The sequence below is a fragment of the Prevotella sp. P5-108 genome (genome assembly GCF_002251385.1).
Taxonomy (GTDB): Bacteria; Bacteroidota; Bacteroidia; order Bacteroidales; family Bacteroidaceae; genus Prevotella.
In genome coordinates, this window is sequence record NZ_NPJJ01000044.1 from 1 (window position 1) to 20,018 (window position 20,018).

At 55.4% G+C, this 20,018-nt stretch carries 13 protein-coding genes; 11 read left to right on the forward strand and 2 right to left on the reverse strand.

Annotation, left to right across the window (positions count from 1 at the left end; all coding sequences use genetic code 11):
- Positions 1–335: 335 nt before the first annotated feature.
- Complete coding sequence (gene priA / locus CIK95_RS09500) at positions 336–2,603, forward strand: primosomal protein N' (RefSeq protein WP_094466873.1); 2,268 nt, start codon at positions 336–338, stop codon at positions 2,601–2,603.
- A 58-nt stretch (positions 2,604–2,661) separates the two neighbouring features.
- Here priA and CIK95_RS09505 read toward each other — a convergent pair whose 3' ends face one another.
- Positions 2,662–4,170 (reverse strand): OmpP1/FadL family transporter, encoded by a 1,509-nt coding sequence (locus CIK95_RS09505; protein ID WP_094466874.1) that lies wholly within the window; start codon positions 4,168–4,170, stop codon positions 2,662–2,664.
- Positions 4,171–4,373: 203 nt separating this feature from the next.
- Entirely contained in the window at positions 4,374–6,419 is a 2,046-nt protein-coding gene (locus tag CIK95_RS09510; protein WP_094421900.1) for an HD family phosphohydrolase, read from the reverse strand.
- 108 nt (positions 6,420–6,527) lie between these two features.
- On the opposite strand from CIK95_RS09510, the gene gltX reads away from it, so the two are divergent.
- The 10 genes from gltX to CIK95_RS09570 all read left to right on the forward strand — a co-directional run bounded on the left by gltX (position 6,528) and on the right by CIK95_RS09570 (position 20,014).
- The gene (gene gltX / locus CIK95_RS09515; protein WP_094421902.1) at positions 6,528–8,045 is read left to right on the forward strand and encodes a glutamate--tRNA ligase; all 1,518 of its coding nucleotides are present in this window, start codon (positions 6,528–6,530) and stop codon (positions 8,043–8,045) included.
- Positions 8,046–8,102: 57 nt separating this feature from the next.
- Entirely contained in the window at positions 8,103–9,335 is a 1,233-nt protein-coding gene (locus CIK95_RS09520; protein WP_094421904.1) for a 3-deoxy-D-manno-octulosonic acid transferase, read from the forward strand.
- 96 nt (positions 9,336–9,431) lie between these two features.
- Positions 9,432–9,626 (forward strand): hypothetical protein, encoded by a 195-nt coding sequence (locus CIK95_RS09525; protein WP_094466875.1) that lies wholly within the window; start codon positions 9,432–9,434, stop codon positions 9,624–9,626.
- Between the two features lie 385 nt (positions 9,627–10,011).
- Positions 10,012–10,611: a hypothetical protein gene (locus CIK95_RS09535; protein WP_094466877.1), complete on the forward strand. Its 600-nt coding sequence runs from the start codon at positions 10,012–10,014 to the stop codon at positions 10,609–10,611.
- Between the two features lie 137 nt (positions 10,612–10,748).
- The gene (locus CIK95_RS09540; protein WP_022310382.1) at positions 10,749–10,970 is read left to right on the forward strand and encodes a DUF2795 domain-containing protein; all 222 of its coding nucleotides are present in this window, start codon (positions 10,749–10,751) and stop codon (positions 10,968–10,970) included.
- A 219-nt stretch (positions 10,971–11,189) separates the two neighbouring features.
- Positions 11,190–12,506, forward strand: coding sequence for an ATP-binding protein (locus tag CIK95_RS09545; protein WP_094466878.1), 1,317 nt, complete (start codon positions 11,190–11,192; stop codon positions 12,504–12,506).
- Between the two features lie 93 nt (positions 12,507–12,599).
- Positions 12,600–15,887, forward strand: coding sequence for a glycoside hydrolase family 2 TIM barrel-domain containing protein (locus tag CIK95_RS09550; protein ID WP_158215118.1), 3,288 nt, complete (start codon positions 12,600–12,602; stop codon positions 15,885–15,887).
- 399 nt (positions 15,888–16,286) lie between these two features.
- The gene (locus CIK95_RS09560; RefSeq protein WP_254046452.1) at positions 16,287–17,579 is read left to right on the forward strand and encodes a S9 family peptidase; all 1,293 of its coding nucleotides are present in this window, start codon (positions 16,287–16,289) and stop codon (positions 17,577–17,579) included.
- Positions 17,580–17,616: 37 nt separating this feature from the next.
- Entirely contained in the window at positions 17,617–18,555 is a 939-nt protein-coding gene (locus tag CIK95_RS09565; RefSeq protein WP_094466881.1) for a type IX secretion system membrane protein PorP/SprF, read from the forward strand.
- A gap of 7 nt (positions 18,556–18,562) precedes the next feature.
- Positions 18,563–20,014 (forward strand): SUMF1/EgtB/PvdO family nonheme iron enzyme, encoded by a 1,452-nt coding sequence (locus CIK95_RS09570; protein ID WP_173849870.1) that lies wholly within the window; start codon positions 18,563–18,565, stop codon positions 20,012–20,014.
- Positions 20,015–20,018: the final 4 nt, after the last annotated feature.

A 20,018-nucleotide genomic window follows, 5' to 3' on the forward strand; every position in this document is an offset into this window, starting at 1 on the left:
CTACCCATACCCATTCATACTGACCTGTCGCTTCATTTAGGACACGATCTCTTTCACGTTTTACTTTTGTTCTCATACACTTTTGTTTTAGGCATCCAAAAGTGTCAAGTTTTTTTAGGGTAAGTCACACCGCTGCGATATGGCCCTTGGGCGGCATGGCCATAGTCCGCGCCGCCACCGTAGGCCCACCACTCAGCAGGGTGGATAGGCAGCCTCGGCAGATGATGCCATTCGCTGTAAGGGAAAATGGGGGTGGAGGAAGTTTTGTGGCGTGCGCGCGAAAAGAAATGGGAGGAAGCGTGGGTTTCTTCGTATTTTTATATAACTTTGCCTGCATGAAATATGTTGAGGCTATACTTCCGCTGCCGTTAGACGGCCTTTTCACTTACAGCGTGCCCGCTGCTCTGGAGTCAAGGGTAGTGCCAGGCGTACGTATACTGGTGCCGCTCGGACGGAGCAAGACCTACACGGCGGTGGCGCTCAACATCCATGACATCCAACCCGACTTTGAGGTAAAGGACATCGTCGACGTGCTCGACGACCATCCCATGCTGCTGCCACATCAGCTCTCGCTGTGGCAGTGGATATCCTACTACTATCTGGCGCCTATCGGTGATGTATATACCGCCGCGATGCCGTCGGGGCTGAAGGCCGAGGACGGGTTCAGACCCAAGACAGAGGACTATATAGCCCTCAGCCCTCAGTTGCACGACCAGCGCGCGCTGCACGTGGCTATGGAGTCGCTCGCCCGGGCCCGCAAGCAGCAGCAGGTGTTTGCCACCTATCTGCAGATGAGCCACTGGGACATGAGGGCCGATGGCGAGAAGGTAGACGTGCGCGAGATTACCCGTGAAGAGCTGCGCAACGAGTCCAACGCTACCGAAGCCATCATCAAGGCGCTCGTAGACCGCCACCTATTATATATATATAAGGTGGAAGTGGGCAGGCTCAACGACGGAGTGGGCGAGCCCCTGGCCCAGCCCAAGACACTGAGCCCCGCGCAAGCCCATGCCTATGACGCCGTGGTGGCGAGCATGAAGGAGCGCGAGGTGACGCTGCTGCACGGAGTGACCTCGAGCGGCAAGACCGAAGTGTATATCCATCTGATAGCCCGCGCGCTGGAAGAGAAGAAGCAGGTGCTCTACCTGGTGCCCGAGATTGCGCTCACGGTGCAGATGATGGAGCGTCTGCGCCGCGTCTTCGGTTCGCGGTTGGGCATCTACCACTCCAAGTACAGCGACGCCGAGCGCGTGGAGATATGGCGCAAGCAGCTCTCCGACCATCCCTACGATGTAATCCTCGGCGCGCGCAGTGCCGTCTTCCTGCCCTTCACCCGGCTGGGCATGGTCATCATCGACGAGGAACACGAGACCAGCTTCAAGCAGCAGGACCCGTCGCCGCGATACCATGCGCGGTCGGTGGCGATTATGCTCGCCCGTGCCACTGGAGCCCGTGTGGTGCTGGGCACCGCCACGCCGTCGGCAGAGTCGTATCACAACGCGCAGAGCGGCAAGTATGGGCTGGTAACCCTCACCACCCGCTATCAGGACATCCAGCTCCCCGAGATACGGGTGGTCGATGTCAAGGACCTGCGTCGTCGCAAGATGATGAAAGGTCTCTTCTCGCCCGACCTGCTGGCTGCCGTGCGCGACCAGCTCAGTCGCGGCAAGCAGGCCATACTCTTCCAGAACCGTCGCGGCTTTGCGCCGATGATAGAGTGTCACGACTGCGGATGGGTGCCGCGCTGCGAGAACTGCGACGTGTCGCTCACGCTCCACAAGGTGACCAACAGGCTCACCTGCCACTACTGCGGCTACACCTATACCGTGCCCACAGAGTGCCCCAACTGTGGTGGGCGCGACCTGAGAGGGCAAGGCTATGGCACAGAGAAGATAGAGGACGCCGTGCGCACCGAGTTTCCCGATGCCAGGGTGGCTCGCATGGACCTCGACACCACCCGCACGCGCAACGCCTATGAGCGCCTTATCGCCGACTTCTCTCAGGGCAAGACCAATGTGCTCATCGGTACGCAGATGGTGACCAAGGGACTCGACTTCGACAATGTGGGCGTGGTGGGCATACTCGATGCCGACTCGATGCTCAACTATCCCGACTTCCGCGCCTACGAACACGCCTTCATGATGATGGGCCAGGTGAGCGGAAGGGCTGGCCGCAAGGGCGAACGCGGTCTGGTGATACTCCAGACTAAAGCTCCCGAGCTGCCGGTGATACACCAGATCGTGGGGCATGACTTCAAGGGCTTCTTCGGCGACCTGATGGACGAGCGGCGACTGTTCCGCTATCCGCCGTTTGCCCGTCTGATATACGTGTACATCAAGCACAGGCAGGAGCATGTGGCTGAGAGTGCCGCCCTGCTCATGGCGGGGTGGCTCAGGCAAGGCTTGGGCGAGCGGGTGCTGGGCCCCGACAAACCGTCGATAGCCCGCGTCAAGACGATGAGCATCCGCAAGATTGTGCTCAAGCTCGAGAACAGTCTCGACGGGCGTCAGGTGAGACAATACCTGCGTCAGGTGCAGCAAAAAATAATGCAGGACAAGCAATATGCTACCCTGCAGATATACTATGATGTGGACCCGCTATGACAGCAAGCCCACATCACACACAGATTATTGATATATTTACTTATAATTAAAGTCTCTCTTAGAGAGTGAGGTCTACACCGAGGCCGAAGACACGGTTGGTACGTGTGAACGAGTTGGTAACGGTGGCCTGACCGACGGCCTCTTTCTTGTCGTAGTCGCTGTAGATGGTCTGGAAGTAAGCGGCATTGATCTTTACCTTCTCGCTTACCTGGACACCGACTCCGAAGCCGATAGAGTAGGAGTTGACATTGAAACTGATGTCATTCATACCCGCATCCTTGAATCCGTACTGGGTCTTCTGCGCTCCGGCGCTTACCTGCCAGCACTTGTTGATGTCGTATTCGGCACCGACGAGATACTCATTGGTGTCGCTCAACATATCCTTGGTGTACTGCTTGGTGTCGACATCGAAGTAGTGGTGCCAACCGGCTGAAATGCGGAGCGAGGGGAGCAGCGAGTACTGTGCGCCTACGGTGAGCAAGCCGGGAGTGTCTTCTGCCACCTCGTTACCGTCCTTGAATTTGCTGAGCATGGGGATGCCCTCGGCGCTGAGGCTGTTGGCCGACTTGTTCTTCAGACGCATACGGGTCTTGAACTCATACTTGGCGGCGAGGTTCAGGCGTCCTGTCTTGTAGTCGATACCGATGATGGGAGCCACGCCCCATCCAGTCTGGTCGCAGTTGAGCTCGATGTCCTGGGTGGACTGGCTCAGCATGTTGGCTTTGGCTGCTGCTGCCTCCAGAGCCTGTGCTGCCTGCATGTTGCCAGCCTGCTCCATAGCACCGGCATATCGGTTGAGCTGGTCTCCCAACTCGCTGAAGTGGGCGGCGGCACCTACCATAGATGACTGGCCGTTGTCGAGATGCTCGATGGAGATGTTCTTGACATAACCATAGTAGTTGGCCGAACCGTAGAGCATCTTCAGACCGCCATAGACAGAGAGGTGGTCGTTGATGCGGTAAGCGGTACCGAAGGTGAAGCCATAATAATACTGGCGGCCACGCATAAATGAGTCGTAGCTATACTTGGTGCCCATTTTGTGCTTGTCCATGCCGGGGATGCCCAGCTGGCCGAGTTTCTGGTAAAGTTCGTTTATATTACCGGCTTTAGTTGTAACGCCGGCAACTACCTGCTCGAAAGAGCCGAGGCCGTTGGGGAATTCACATTTGCCACCGCCGCCGGTAAGGGCAAATCCGAACTGGAAGCTCCAGTTGCCCTTGTTGTAGGCAGCTTGCAGGGTGGGGAGAACGGGCGCGTCGGCCTTGCCCTCAAACTCGTGTACGCTGCCACTCATGTTCACGTTGTTGGGGAAGAGTGGGAAGCCCGTCTTGATAGTACGGGTCTGGTGTACATTCTGCAAACCTATAGACAGGTGCATGCCCTCGCCCAGGAAGACTACACCGGCGGGGTTGCTGTAGACGCCATCGATGGCAATGGCAGCATCGCGCGCGGGATTGCGGAGGAAATTAATGTTCTGGTTGGTGTTGGTGAGTAATCCACCGGCCTGTGCGGTGGTCGAAAAAATAACGATTGCTAACGCTGTGCAAATCAGTTTTGTCTTATTCATCTTAAAAAAACTAAAAATATTGGATGCAAAGGTATTAATATTGTTCTATATATCCACTACGTTCATCGTTATTTTATCTCTTGTTAACATTTAGAAGCCCAAAAACCGCACAAATCGGGCTTTTTGTGCGGTTTTTGGGCCTTAAGTTGGACTCTGTGGGCGCCCAGATTGGTCTCGAGGGTACCCAGGTTGTTCTCGGTTTCCTATTTCTTCAGTTCCGGATATTGTATACGTGTATGGTAAATGGCCTTGAGGCGCTCGATGAGCACCAGTTTGGCCTGGGCGATGTCGCGGAAGGTGATGGGGCACTCCTTGAAGAAGCCGTCGGCCACCTGCTGGTCGATGAGGCGGTTGACGAGGTCGCAGATGCTGTCTTCGGTATATTCGGGCAGCGAGCGAGAAGCCGCCTCGACGGTATCGGCCATCATGAGGATGGCCTGTTCGCGGGTGAAAGGATTGGGGCCGGGATAGGCAAATTCCTGGATGTCGACATCCTCGTCGGGATGCTCATTCTTATATTTAATATAGAAGTACTTGGTGATGCCCTTGCCGTGGTGGGTGAGGATGAAGTCCTTGATGAAGGCGGGCAGATTGGCGCGCTCGGCCTCTTTGACGCCCTTGGTGACATGGCTGATGATGATGCGCGCGCTCTCGCGGCAGGAAATCTCGCTGTGAGGGTTCACGCCCGACTGGTTCTCGGTGAAGAAGACGGGGTCGTCCTTCTTTCCGATGTCATGATAGAGCGCTCCGGTACGCACAAGCAGACTCTTGGCGCCTATCTTGTTGGCTATCTCGGCTGCCAGGTTGGCCACGGTAATGGAGTGCTGGAAGGTACCGGGAGCCACCTCGCTCAGCTCGCGCAGCAGTCCCTTGTTGGTGTCAGAAAGTTCGATGAGCGTCACATCGGAGATGAATCCGAAGGTCTTCTCGATGAGATACATGAGCGGGTAGGCAAGCAGCAGAAATACGCCGTTGACGATGAAGTAGGAGTACATGCTGTGGTCGAGGTCGGTGAAGTCGCTGTCCTGCATGAGTTGCAGGGCGAAGTAGACCACGCAACTCGACAGCGTCACCAGCAGAGCGGTGCGGAACACCTGGGCACGGCGCGACAGTTCGCGCAGCGAGTAGATGGCCACCATGCCGCCCACTATCTGGACGATGATGAACTCGTACTGGTATTTTACGGCGGCGGCACAGATGATGACCATCGTGACGTGGGTGGCAAAGGCGGTGCGCGAGTCAAGGAAGACGCGCACGAAGATGGGCGCCATCACCAGCGGCAGGATGTAGACGCTGAACACGTTGTGGGTCATCATGAACGACACCAGCACGGGGAAGAGCGTCACCATCACGTAGAGCATCAGTATGTTGCGGGGCTTGGCAAAGTAGTCCTTGCGGAAGAGCGCCAGGTAGGTCGAGAAGAGCGAGATGAGGATGATCACAAACAGCAGCTGGCCCATGATGGTCGAGGTAATCTCGGTAGAGTCTGAGCTGCGTCGCTGCATCTCCCGCTCAAACGAAGAGAGCACGCGGTAGTCGTAGTCGTCGACTATCTCGCCACGGTCTATAATCTTCTGACCCGTAAGCACCATGCCGCTGGCTGGCGAGATGCCGCTGAGCAGGTCGTTGAGCTCAGCCTGGCTGCGGTCCTTGTCGTAGATGAGGTTGGGCTCGATGTATTCATTGAGGTTGAGCTTCTGCAGGGTCGACTTCTGGTCGGCCAGACGCTCATCGGCGAGCAGCTGTTCGTAGGCACTCATGGTCGAGTAGACCTGCCCCACCTCCAGAGGCACAGCCTCTTTCTCGTTGACTATGCGTATGGTCGTGGCAGAGTCTCTTGCCATGTCCTGATATTCTGCCATGCCCATGATACCTGTGGCATAGAGGCGGTGCAGGCGCTTTATGACGGCCGCCTCCAGGTCGTGGGAGATAGGGTGGCTATTGGCGGCGAGGTCCTGGCGCAAGTGCTCTATCTGCTGCTGCTCCACCTGAGTGTCGTAGCGGTAGTAGGGCTGAAAGGACTCCATCAGCGAGTCCTGCTCCAACTTGATGGCTTCGTCGGTCTTATAGATGGGGAAGTCAAACTTGGCGATGAACGAGCCGTACATCCATGGCTTGCCGATATCGTATCTTATGCGCTGGCTCTCGTTGTGGGGCAGAAACCACACGATGATGGCCGTGCTGGCAATGATAAGTGTCAGACGCGTGAGCGCTCTGTTGATTCGGTTGTTGGTAAACCCTATTTTCATGTTTATTGTATCTGTAATGCTTTTATTTTGCGAAAATACGAAAAATAATGGTCAATACTCAGAAAAATACCGTAATTTTGCAAAAAAATAATAATTTCTATAATAATAATGACCGAAAGAAGAGTCAGAGTGCGCTTTGCGCCGAGTCCTACAGGACCTTTGCACATCGGTGGTGTACGTACCGCCCTTTTCAATTACCTCTTTGCCCGCCAGCATGGTGGCGATTTCGTGTTCCGTATCGAAGATACAGACTCCCATCGTTTTGTTCCAGGAGCAGAGGAATACATTATAGAGTCATTCAAGTGGCTCGGCATCAAGTTTGACGAGGGCGTCAGCTTCGGTGGCGACCATGGTCCCTACCGCCAGAGTGAGCGTCGCGACATCTACAAGAAGTATGTAGACCAGCTCTTGGCCGACGGCAAGGCTTATTATGCCTTCGACACGCCCGAGGAGCTTGACGCCAAGCGCGCCGAGATACAGAATTTCCAGTATGATGCACGCACCCGCATGCAGATGCGCAACTCGCTGTCTCTCCCCGAGGCAGAGTGGCGCCAGATGATAGCCGACGGCGAGCAGTATGTGGTGCGCTTCCTCATCACCCCCGGTATCGAGGTGCATGTCAACGATATGATACGCGGCGACGTGGTCATCAAGAGCGACATCCTCGACGACAAGGTGCTCTATAAGAGTGCTGACGAGCTGCCCACTTACCATCTTGCCAACATTGTAGACGATCATCTGATGGAGATAAGCCACGTTATCCGTGGCGAGGAGTGGTTGCCATCGGCACCGCTGCACGTGTTGCTCTACCGCGCGTTCGGTTGGGAAGACACCATGCCCCGCTTTGCCCACCTGCCATTGCTCCTCAAGCCCGAGGGCAAGGGCAAACTGTCCAAGCGCGATGGCGACCGTCTGGGCTTCCCCGTATTCCCGCTCGAATGGCATGACCCCAAGACCGGCGAAGTGTCAAGCGGATACCGCGAGAGCGGCTATTTCCCCGAGGCAGTGGTCAACTTCCTGGCGCTGCTGGGCTGGAACCCAGGCACCGAGCAGGAGCTCTTCAGTCTCGAAGAGCTGGTTGAGGCCTTCGACATCAGCAAATGCTCGAAGAGCGGTGCCAAGTTCGACTACCAGAAGGGCATCTGGTTCAACCATGAGTACATTCTGCGCAAGAGCAACGAAGAGATAGCCGACCTCTTTGCACCCATCGTGGCCAACAATGGCGTGGATGAGTCGATGGAGCGTATCCGCACGGTAGTCAGCCTGATGAAAGACCGCGTCAGCTTTGTACGCGAGCTCTGGGATTTGTGCTCTTTCTTCTTCCTGCCACCCACGGAGTACGACGAGAAGACAGTGCGCAAGCGCTGGAAGGAATATTCAGCCCAGCAGATGACCGAGTTGGCCGAGGTGCTCGAGGGCATCGACGACTTCAGCATCGAGGGCCAGGAGCCTGTGGTCATGAAGTGGGTCGAGGACAAGGGCTACAAGCTGGGCGACATCATGAACGCCTTCCGTCTGGCCCTCGTGGGCATAGGCAAGGGTCCCGGCATGTTCGACATCTCTGCCTTCCTGGGCAAGGAGGAGACTCTGCGCCGTCTGCGCCGTGCCGTTGAGGTTCTGAAATAACTATATATATAATAAGGTGTCGTGCCCACGGGGGCGGCACCCTTTTTTCGTTAGATTATGTACAATGTCATTATCTACCTGATACAGGTGGGCGTAGCCATAGCCAGCCTGTTTTCAGACAAGGTGCGCAAGATGTGGCGCGGAGAGCAGGAGTCGTTCCGTATATTGCGTGAGAAGATTAACCCAGCCGACCGCTACATCTGGTTTCATGCTGCGTCGTTGGGCGAGTTTGAACAGGGCCGCCCGCTGATGGAAGAGGTGCGCCGCCAGCACCCCAAGTACAAGATACTGCTTACCTTCTTCTCGCCCTCGGGCTATGAGGTGCGCAAGGACTACAAGGGAGCCGACGTCATCTGCTATCTGCCCATCGACACCATAGGCAATGCGCGCAAGTTTCTGCGCATCGTGCGCCCCGTGATGGCATTCTTCATCAAGTACGAGTTCTGGTACAACTTCCTGCATGTGCTCAAGCACCGCGGCATACCCACTTACAGCGTGTCGAGCATCTTCCGTCCCGAGCAAATCTTCTTCAAGTGGTACGGATGGCGCTACAGCCGTGTGCTTACTTGCTTCACCCGCTTCTTCGTGCAGAACGAGGAGTCGCAGCGCCTGCTTGCCTCTATCGGCATCACCGATGTCGACGTGGTGGGCGACACCCGCTTCGACCGCGTGCTCCAGATTAAGGAGGCAGCCCGTCGTCTGCCCATTATCGACGCCTTTGTGGGTGGCGATGCCGATGTCAAGGCGCCCGTCTTTGTGGCTGGCTCTTCCTGGCAGCCCGACGAGGAGATTTTCATTCCCTATTTCAACGAGCATAGACAGTGGAAACTCATCATCGCGCCCCACGTGATAGGCGAGGACCATCTGCGCCAGATTACCGACATGCTCCAGATGAAGACCGTGCGCTACACCCAGACCAACGAGCAGGAAGCCGCAGAGGCCGACTGTCTCATCATCGACTGTTTCGGTCTGCTGTCGAGCGCCTACCACTACGGCGACGTGGCCTATGTCGGTGGCGGCTTCGGCGTGGGCATCCACAATGTGCTCGAGGCAGCCGTGTGGGATATGCCCGTCATCTTCGGTCCCAACAACCAGCGTTTCAGTGAGGCGCAGGGCTTGAAGCGTGCCGAGGGAGGCTTTGAGATACACACCCCGGAAGACTTTGAAGAGCTGATAACCCGCTTTACCGACGACGCCGAATACCGCAAGTGCTGCGGCGATAGGGCTGGCGCTTTTGTGGCCCAGATGACTGGCGCCACCACCAAGATACTCGGCAAGGTGAAGTTCTGAGCAGCGCTTTCCATCCCGCTTGGCTCGCTGCCCGACTCTTGTGGCCCGCTACCAGACCTTCAAGGCTCCACCGTCGGGCGCCATAGGCCGACAACCATGACCATAGTAATAGAAAATCAGTATATTCCCCTGTTTCCCGTCATCGTGGAGGCAGGGGAGTTTTGTTTGGCGGCGGGCTGGGGGAGCGTGGGCATGGCTGTGGGGGCAGCGACGGCCGGGCTGTTGCTGATTATGAGGCGGCTGGCCACGTATGATGGGACGGCTGATGACCTTGGGCAGCTCGTGTCGTAAGTCACGAGCCTACGTATCGTAAGTCACGAGCTTTCGTATCATATGTTACGTGGCCTCGTGCCTTACGATACGAGCCAGCCAGGTTGGTCAGCAGCTTCGCAGAGTTGGTCAGCAGCTTCGCAGAGTCGGTCAGCAGCTTCGCAGAGTTGGTCAGCAGCTTCGCAGAGTTGGTCAGCAGCTTCGCAGAGTTGGTCAGCAGAGTTGTGGAGATGGTCACGGTGGCTCGCTCGTGGGTCAGGGTGCTTGAAAAAAGGATAAAAGTGACGCGATAGGGGGATAAATTGGCAGAAAAAGTTTACCTTTGCAGTGGCCTTCGTGGCTATATGTGCGAGCATACGAGGCTATAAATATAATATACGAGGCTATAAATATAACAAGGTGTAAGATGAACAACGTGACAGAATGGTTGCAGACCGTGGGAGTATGGCTTAGCCGCATCGCCTATTGCAGGGGATTTGGCATCCAGTCGCCATCGGCTTACCGCTTTGTGCGCTATGTCATCAACGAGCATTACCCCTATTATGCCTACGCCGACCTGCAGAAGCGGGTGCCCGTGGAGAGCCGTGTGGCGCTGCGCCTGCTGCGTCTCTGTCTGCGCGTGGCCAACGAGGTTCAGCCCCGCTATATCCTCGACTTCATAGACGGCTTGAGCGCTGAGCGCCAGGAGTATTTCTCTGCCGGCGCGCGCCGTGCCCGCATCCTCTCGGTGGCTGAGGGCGACGAGGTGCCCGCTGTCATTGACGGCGAGCGCGTGGTGATACGCACCGATGTGCAGCATGCCGATGCTCTGCTCAGCCTGTTGCCGCGCATAGACAGCGCCAGCTTGGTCATGGTCGACGGCATACACCGCGACGCCCGCTCGCGCGAGACTTGGCAACGCATCGTCGGCAACAACCATGCCGCCGTCTGTTATGATTTATACTACACCGGCATCGTGATGCTGGACCAGAGCAAGCACAAGCGTTGCTACACAATCAATTTTTAATCCAATCGTCCCTATATTTTTGCTTTTTTTTATTATTAATGATAATTTAACAGCAAAAATGGTCGTAAACAGTCGTATAATTGAATATAAAGTGCTACTTTTGCATTCAATAAAATTAACGACCAAAACTAAAGACTATGTATTGGACTCTTGAATTAGCTTCAAAATTGGAAGATGCACCTTGGCCCGCAACCAAGGACGAACTTATAGACTATGCCACCCGTTCAGGTGCTCCTCTCGAGGTGCTCGAGAACTTGCAGGAAATAGAGGATGAAGGTGAAGTGTATGAAAGCATTGAAGACATTTGGCCCGACTATCCCTCCAAGGAAGATTTCCTCTGGAACGATGATGAATACTAATCGCTGACGGGCTGACTTTCTCAGCCGTAGGCGTAGAATATAAGCGGTATAGGAATTCCACAACAGGGTTCCTATGCCGCTTTTTTCTGTCTTTTCCCGCCAGTGGGCCAAAATAACCCTCCGAAAACTTGTTCCTTTCCTCTTTATATCGTATATTTGCACACGACAAGTTCGGAAAAATGTCAAAAATGACACAAATCGGAAGTTGTTAGTGTAATTATGAAGATAAAAAGAGACATAGTCAACAAATTCAAGGAGTGGAAAGATGCGGCAAAGCACAAGCCAATCCTATTGAAAGGCGCCCGCCAGATTGGCAAGACGTGGGCCATGGAAGAGTTTGGAAAGGAATGCTTTGACTACACGGCGAAATTTGACTTTGACCGCCAGAAGGAGTTATTGTCAGCCTTCACGGTGTCAAAGGAACCCGCCCGCATCATAAAGGAACTGTCTCTTTATAGCCCAGTTCCCCTTGTGCCGGGCAAGACGCTGCTCATATTTGATGAGATACAGGAGTGCGAGGAAGCGCTCAACTCGTTAAAGTATTTTTGTGAGGAAGCCCCCGAATGGCACATCATAGCGGCTGGCTCGCTGTTGGGTGTGGCTGTTAAGAGGCGGAGGATGACCGTACCTGTTGGTAAGGTACAGGTTATGCGCATGTATCCTATTACGTTCAAGGAGTATCTGCGGGCCAGCGACATCCAGATCTTCAATTATGTTGAGCAGATAGAGGAACCGGAGAAGCTACCGCTTATTATTCTTGACAAGTTGAAGTCGGAGTATCGCAGATATATGGTCTCTGGCGGTATGCCTGAAGCCGCTGTCAGCATGCTTGAAAACCAGGGAATGCAGGCAGTCGACGACATACTGCAAGGCATATTGGACTTGTATGAACTTGACTTCGCCAAGTATGCAGACCCTCGCGAGATACCTCGCATACATGCCCTTTGGCGCTCACTTCCGTCCCAGCTTGCCAAGGAGAACAGGAAGTTCATCTATAAGGTTGTAAAAAAGGGCGCAAGGAGCCGTGACTACGAGGATGCTTTGCTCTGGCTTGAAGATGTAGGCATGATATATCGTGTGAACGCCGTCTCGAAACCTGGAATGCCATTGAGCGCCTACGAAGAACCAGACATATTCAAGGTATATGCCAGTGACTGTGGCCTGTTGAGGCGCTTGGCCGACCTGCCGGGAAGCATAGTCATTGACCCGACAGCCAACTACACCGAATTCAAAGGCGCCATGGCAGAGAATGCGGTGTTGCAAAGTCTGTTGCCATCCTATGGCTCTGTGCCTTACTATTGGTCTTCGGAGGGGAAAGCAGAAATAGAGTTCCTGTTGCAGCGGGAGGACGAGATAATACCTGTAGAGGTAAAGGCAGAGAACTGCATCAGTGGCAGAAGTATCGTTGTGTACAACGAACGTTACCACCCCAAGAACCGCATACGTTTCTCTTTCCTCAACTTGCAGCGTAACAGTGGTATGCTCGCGTGCCCTTCGCCTCTGACTGAATGGGCTATGAAATGGCTGGACAAGTAAATGTCCTATAGCGATGGTATGCCGCGCTCTTTTCGGATAGGGCAAGTAGCAGACAGGCATAGACAAAACAATTATTAACCATACAACATGACAATGAAACAAAAACATCTAATTTGGGGAGCTGCGGCAGCGTTGATCTTCCTTTTCAGCGCATCGGCTCTGGCTCACCCCCGTCCCGCCAAGAAGAAAAAGGTGGTGGAGACGAAGGCCGACGTATGCCCCTTTATGGATAAATGGGTAGAAGACGAGACCAAGTTTGAGGACCGCAAGGAGAAGGCCCACGCCACGTTTGTGCCCTATGCCTCTACAGCCTCGATGCAGCAGGACGACTGCTACAAGTATCCATGGCTCACGCCTAAGCGTGCCAACTACCAGCTGCTCAACGGCAAATGGAAGTTCCGCTACACCGCCGACTGGAAGCAGGGCAAGCCCGAGAAGGACGATTTCTGGGCCGATAATGCCGATGTTTCTTCTTGGAAAGAGCTCCAGGTCCCCCTCAACTGGGAGATGGCCGGATATGATGTGCCCGTATATAATAATGTGGGCTATCCCTTCGAGAACAAGCCCCCTTTCATCACGGCGTTCAACGACAATTTCGACAAGAACCCCGTAGGTTCCTATCGCCGCAATTTCAATCTGCCTGACGGTTGGGACCAGGACAAGCGCGTCTTTCTCCACTTCGACGGAGCCTGCAGCGCCATTGTGGTGTGGGTAAACGGCAAGTATGCTGGCTATTCGCAGGGCGCCAATACCGACGCCGAATTTGATGTGACCCACCTTGTGCGCAAGGGCGACAATAACGTGTCGGTGCGCGTCTACCGCTGGTGCGACGGTTCTTACCTTGAGGGTCAGGACATGTGGCACCTCGGAGGCATCCACCGCGATGTCTATCTCGTGGCCACGCCCAAGACCTTCGTGGCCGACCATTACATCACATCGGCCCTCAAGGACGACTATGCTTCGGGTAACCTCAATGTAGACCTCACCCTCGACAACGCCGCCAAGGAGCGCTCGGAGAAGACGCTCGAAATAGAGCTCCTCGACCCCCAGGGCAAACTGGTGGGCAAGCAGGAGACGCAGGTGGCTATGACCGCCAACGACGCGCAGAAGCACATTCGCCTCACTCTCGACAACCTCACCGGCCTGAAGGCCTGGTCGGCCGAGCAGCCCAATCTCTATACCGTCATCGTGCGCCAGAAGGTAGGTGGCAAGGAGGAGATGGTGTTCTCTACCAAATACGGTTTCAGAGATGTGGCCATCAAGGGCCACCTGGTGTATGTAAACGGCAAGCGCGTGTTCTTCAAGGGTGTCAACACACAGGATATCCACCCGCTCTATGGCCACGCCATCGATGTGGAGACCATGCTCCACGATGTGGTGCTGATGAAGCAGGCCAATGTAAACACCGTCCGCACCAGCCACTATCCCCGTCAGGCCAAGATGTATGCCATGTTCGACTATTACGGACTCTACTGCATGAACGAGGCCGATGTGGAGTGCCACAACAACCATTCGCTCTCCAATAACCCCACCTGGCGCGACGCTTACGTAGACCGCACGGAGCGCATGGTGCTGAGAGACCGCAACCATCCCAGCGTGGTGTTCTGGTCGCTCGGTAACGAGTCGGGCGGTGGCGACAACTTCCAGGCTACCTACGACAAGGTGAAGGAACTGCTCCCCGGCCGCGACGCATGGGTGCACTATGAGGGCTATAAGAACGGCGCCAAATACTCCGACTTCGGCTCCGACATGTATCCTAAAATCGAGGTGATGAAGACGCATATGGACGGTCTCAACAACAAGCCCTACTTCATCTGCGAGTATGCTCACGCCATGGGTCAGGCTGTGGGAAATCTGCAAGAATACTGGAATCTCATCGAAACAAGCACTGGCATTATTGGCGGCTGCATCTGGGACTGGGTGGACCAGGGCATCTACGACACGCGCCGCATACGCGAGGGTCTTCCGCTGAAGGATGCCAAGACCGGGCTCCACTATTACACATCGGGTTACGACTACACCAAGATGAACCGTGGCGACAGAGGCTTCCAGGGCGACTTCATGAGCAACGGCATCATCACCCCGGGCCGTGAGTGGACCGCCAAGCTCACCGAGGTGAAGTATGTTTATAGAGACGTCGACTTCGAGTCGTTCGCCAACCACGTGCTCACCCTGAAGAACAAGCGCGCGTTCACCGACCTGGCCGACAGCTACGACCTCGGCTATGAGGTGCTCCGCAATGGCGTTTCGGTGGAGAAGAACCAGGTGGCCGTCCCATCGGTGCAGCCCGGAAACACCTGCCAAATCAACATTCCTTACACCACCGTAGTGGACGCCAAGGCCGAGTATGTCATTACCTTCAACCTCGTACTGAAGAAAGCCACCTCTTGGGGTAAGCAGGGCTACGCCATGGCCCAGCAGCAGTTTAAGCTCTCCGCCGACAACGCCGCTGGTGTATCGGTTGCCGACCCCACCTTCGTGCAGCAAAGCCACGGTCAGCTGCCCGCCATCCAGGAGAAGGGTAAGCTCAAGGTGAAGGGCAACACCGTCACCGGCAACAATTTCAGTATTGCTTTCGCAGAGGATGGAACCATCGCCCAGTGGACCTATGGCGACACGCAGCTCGTGCAGCCCAACGCCGGACCTGACTTCAACGGCTTCCGCCGCATAGCCAACGATAACATCAACCTCGGCGCCCCAGGTGGCGTGGCCGAGAACGAGAACAAGGAGGAAGGTGTCCTCACTGGCAAGAAGACAATGGTGAGTGCGCCCAAGAAGCAGGGTAAGAACGTGATGGTGGAAACGGCCGTAACCAATGGTACCGACACCCACCAGATAGTTTACACCATCTATCCCAACGGAACTTTGGACATGAAGGTCATCACCAACAACTCGTCGGCAGAAACCCGACGCATCGGCATCACCATGCAGTTTGCGCCCGGCTTCGAGAACGTAGAATATTATGCCAAGGGCCCGTGGAGCAACTACATCGACCGCCAGCGCGGTTCGCTCCTCGGCCGCTACACCACCACCGTGGATGGCATGTTTGAAGAGCAGAGCGCGCCACAAACCATGGGTGACCGCCAGGGCCTGCGCCAGCTCACGCTCGACAACAACGCCACCCAGTTGCAAATCACCACTGAGGGCATGGTGGCCTTCTCGCTGTCGCATTTCGACGACGCCCAGTTCAACTACGATGTGTTCTATGGCGGCAAGCACCCCTACGACCTGGTGCGCTCCCCCCAGATTTTCGCCCACTTCGACTTCTGGCAGCGAGGCATCGGAAACCATAGTTGCGGAGGCGACTCGTGTCTGCCACAATACATGGCGCCAACGGGAATCCATGAGTTTACCTTGCGCTTTACGCCAATGGCCAAATAAAGATGGAATAACCCTATACCGGAGGGTGGATATTACGCACGTTTGTCGTAATATCCACCCTTTTCCTTTGCCGCCCACCATTCTTACTTATAAATCCCAAACGGGCTAATGACCATTTTTGGGGTTTATGGCATTGAAAAGCATCCCATGACCGTCGTTTATGAGCAGGAGATAACGAAAAAAGAGCTATTGATGAGAAAAATGCAACTTATAAGTTGTGTGCTTCGTCCCAAATCTATATCTTTGCATCAAGGAGATACTGTAAATGAGATGCAAGATAAACTGCATGCTCAGATAGAGTAGGATAAACTCAATGTCTGCCGCAACTGTTTGCCGCAGAAGTATCTTGGAATTTTATGAAGATGAAGGATGATGAATGTCTTACCTCTAACACTTGATATGATGAAAGCTATACGGACTATCTTAGTGCTGGCGCTGCTGCTCATGGTGACTACGGCGCAGGCACAGCGCGGCTCGTGGAAGGGCGAGCTCGACGTGCAGGGCATCAAGCTGCCCCTTGTGTTTCACTTCACCGACAAGGGATGCACCATGGACTCTCCGGCGCAGAACGTCAGGGGAATACCTACGCAGACTGTGGTCAAAGGCGACAGCGTGACGGTGGAAATCGCCATGATTGGCGCCCGCTTTGAGGGCGTGAACAAGGGCACGGAGATAGTAGGCACCTTCACCCAGCAGGGCATGGCCTTCCCGCTCACGCTCACGCCGGGCGAGGTCACCCTTAACCGTCCGCAGACGCCCAAGCCCCCCTTCGATTATCTCACCGAGGAGGTGTCGTTTACCAACGGCAGCTTCACCCTGCGCGGCACCCTCACCAAGCCCCGTGGCTGTAGCCGCCAGACTCCTGTGGTGCTGATGGTGAGTGGCAGCGGACAGCAGAACCGCGATGAAGAGCTATTCGGACACAAGCCCTTTGCCGTTCTTGCCGACGCCTTGGCACGCCAGGGCATCGCCTCGTTGCGCTACGACGACCGAGGATGGGGCGACGCCTCTGTGAGGTTCTATGAATTTACCACCGCCGACTTCTACGCCGACGCACTCAGCGGCCTTGCCCTCCTGCGCAAGCAGTTTGACCGCGTGGGTATGCTCGGCCACAGCGAGGGTGGCACCATAGCCCTGATGGCGGCTGCCGAGGGCAAGACAGACTTCATCGTGACGCTGGCTGCCATGGCTGTGTCGGGCAAGGAGACGATGATAGCGCAAAACCGCTCGGTACTTACCGCCGCCGGAACGACTCCCGAGATGACCGAAGCCTACTGTATGGCCATCGGATGCGCTCTGGACCAGTTGGCTCAGGGCAAGAAGACCGCTGACATCAAGCCCACGGGCGTCCCCGTGCTCTTCCGCAGCGTCTTCGACAAAGCCCTGAAGCAGGGCGACAGTCCCTATATCCGCCATCTGCTCAATGTCGATGTGAGAGGCGTGCTCGGCGAAATCGTCTGTCCCGTGCTGGCACTCAACGGCAACCGCGACACCCAGGTGGACTGTGTCGCCAATCTCGGAGCGCTGGAGAAGGGGCTCGTCAACAGTCGCCATACCCTCAAAACCTTCGACGGACTGAACCATCTCTTCCAGACTTGCCACACAGGACTGGTCGTGGAGTATCAGCAGATAGAGGAGACCATCGACCCGACGGTGATGGAAACCATAACGTCGTGGATAAAAAACCTGTAGAAAGACAATAAAAGCTACGCTTATCCGTTATGTAAGTGTGTTGAAAAGATATTTATTTACCCTCGTCATCTCTGTCGTCGGGGCGCTGGCCGCCTCTGCGCAATATGATATGTCGCTCAGCCACTACTTTGCCCAGGAGCCGGTGTTCAACCCCGCCGCCGTGGGCAAAGAGTCCAAGCTGAATGTCACAGGCAGTTACGCCCTCGACTTTGCCGGTTTCGAGCACAACCCCCGTACCATGATTGTCGCTGCCGATATGCCCCTGTTCATGCTCAAGCATTACCATGGTGTGGGCGTGCAAATGACGAGCGACAAACTGGGTCTCTTTGACCACCAGCGTTTTGCCGTGCAGTATGCACTCAAAACCAAGCTGCTGGGAGGTATGCTCGGCATCGGCGTCCAAGTGGGTATGCTGAGTGAGAAGTTCAATGGCTCGCAGACCGATACCGAGGAAGGCAACGACCCCGCCATCCCCACGACCGATGTGAGCGGCTCGGGTCTCGATGTGGGCGTCGGTCTCTACTACGTCCACGGCGACTGGTATGCCGGCGCGTCGGTAGCCCACGCCACCGCACCCCAAGTTACGCTGGGCGACAGTTACCTGCTCGACATCGACCGTACATATTATTTGACCGGTGGATACAATATTAAACTAAGAAATCCGTTTATTACAATAAAGCCCACGGTGTTGCTGCGCTCGGATGGCTCGGCGTTCAGGGCCGACATCACGTCGCGCGTGGTCTATACCCACGACAAGCGCATGCTCTATGGCGGCGTGACCTACAGTCCGTCCAACTCGGTGACCGTCCTCGTCGGCGGCAGTTTCCATGGCGTCGTGCTGGGCTATAGTTACGAGCTGTATACCTCGGCCTCCATCCCAGGCAACGGCAGTCATGGTCTCTTTGTGGGATACCAGCACGATATCAACCTGACCAAGAAAGGTAGAAACCTGCATAAAAGCGTGAGAATATTATAATATAAAGATGAAGAATAAAAGCATTATAACCCTCGGCCTTGTGGTGCTCTCTGTGGCGCTGACAGGCTGTTTCGGTAGCAAGAGTGCCATCTCGGGCGGCCGCGGCGGCGAGGTGGTTGGCGTTGGTGGCCGCTCCTTTGCCGAGCCCACGCCTTACGGTATGACCAAGGTAGAGCGTGGCTCGCTGCACATGGGCCTCGACCGTCAGGACTCGCTCTGGGGTATGAAGACTCCCGTCAAGGATATCTCTGTCGACGGGTTCTGGATGGACGAAACCGAGGTTACCAACTCCAAGTACAAGCAGTTTGTGCAGTATGTCAAGGACTCTATCCTCCGTACGCGTCTTGCCGACCCCGCCTATGCCGGCGACGAGACCTACATGATTACCGAGGACAAGTATGGCGAGCCTGTCACTCCCCATATCAACTGGCGCAAGCCTCTGCCGCGCAAGCCCAATGAGGACGAGCAGCGCGCCATCGAGAGCATGTACGTCACCAACCCCGTGACCGGCGAGAAGCTGCTCGACTACCGCCAGCTCAACTATAAGTATGAGATTTACGACTATACCACTGCCGCCCTGCGCCGTAACCGCCTCATGCCCAACGAGCGCAACCTGAACACCGATGTCACCGTCAATCCCGACGAGGTGGTGATGATTTCCAAGGACACGGCGTATATCGATGACAACGGCAATATCGTGCGCGAGACCATCAACCGCCCACTCAGCGGTCCTTGGGATTTCCTCAACACCTACATCGTCAACGTCTATCCCGACACCACCGTCTGGGTCAACGACTTCCAGAACTCTGACAACGAGATGTATCTCCGCAACTACTTCAGCAATCCCGCCTACAACGATTACCCCGTCGTTGGCGTCACCTGGGAGCAGGCCAACGCCTTCTGTGCCTGGCGCACTGACTATCTGCTCAAGGGCCTGGGCGGTGAAGCCCGCTTCATCCAGCGTTACCGCCTGCCCACCGAAGCCGAGTGGGAGTATGCCGCACGCGGCAAGGCCGGCAACGAATTCCCCTGGGAGAACAAGGATGTCAAGAACGGCGATGGCTGCTTCTATGCCAACTTCAAGCCCGACCGTGGCAACTATACCAAGGATGGCAACCTCATCACCAGCCGTGTGGGTATCTATACCGCCAACAGCAATGGCCTCTACGACATGGCTGGTAATGTAGCCGAGTGGACCAGTACCATCTATACCGAAGCAGGTGTTGAGGCCATGAACGACCTTAACCCCCAGCTCGAGTACAAGGCTGCCAAGGAAGACCCCTACCGTCTTAAGAAGAAGAGTGTGCGTGGCGGTTCGTGGAAAGACCCCGAATCCTTTGTCCGTTCGGCGTGGCGTACATGGGAATATCAAAACCAGCCACGCTCCTATATCGGTTTCCGATGCGTGAGAAGCCTCGCCAACTCGACCAGCACCAAACAGAAAAAGAACAAGAAATAACACA

Excerpts from the sequence above, each read along its gene's own strand:
- priA (WP_094466873.1), top strand. The coding sequence starts at position 336 with ATGAAATATGTTGAGGCTATACTTCCGCTGCCGTTAGACGGCCTTTTC.
- CIK95_RS09505 (WP_094466874.1), bottom strand. The coding sequence starts at position 4,170 with ATGAATAAGACAAAACTGATTTGCACAGCGTTAGCAATCGTTATTTTT.
- CIK95_RS09510 (WP_094421900.1), bottom strand. The coding sequence starts at position 6,419 with ATGAAAATAGGGTTTACCAACAACCGAATCAACAGAGCGCTCACGCGT.
- gltX (WP_094421902.1), top strand. The coding sequence starts at position 6,528 with ATGACCGAAAGAAGAGTCAGAGTGCGCTTTGCGCCGAGTCCTACAGGA.
- CIK95_RS09520 (WP_094421904.1), top strand. The coding sequence starts at position 8,103 with ATGTACAATGTCATTATCTACCTGATACAGGTGGGCGTAGCCATAGCC.
- CIK95_RS09525 (WP_094466875.1), top strand. The coding sequence starts at position 9,432 with ATGACCATAGTAATAGAAAATCAGTATATTCCCCTGTTTCCCGTCATC.
- CIK95_RS09535 (WP_094466877.1), top strand. The coding sequence starts at position 10,012 with ATGAACAACGTGACAGAATGGTTGCAGACCGTGGGAGTATGGCTTAGC.
- CIK95_RS09540 (WP_022310382.1), top strand. The coding sequence starts at position 10,749 with ATGTATTGGACTCTTGAATTAGCTTCAAAATTGGAAGATGCACCTTGG.
- CIK95_RS09545 (WP_094466878.1), top strand. The coding sequence starts at position 11,190 with ATGAAGATAAAAAGAGACATAGTCAACAAATTCAAGGAGTGGAAAGAT.
- CIK95_RS09550 (WP_158215118.1), top strand. The coding sequence starts at position 12,600 with ATGAAACAAAAACATCTAATTTGGGGAGCTGCGGCAGCGTTGATCTTC.
- CIK95_RS09560 (WP_254046452.1), top strand. The coding sequence starts at position 16,287 with ATGATGAAAGCTATACGGACTATCTTAGTGCTGGCGCTGCTGCTCATG.
- CIK95_RS09570 (WP_173849870.1), top strand. The coding sequence starts at position 18,563 with ATGAAGAATAAAAGCATTATAACCCTCGGCCTTGTGGTGCTCTCTGTG.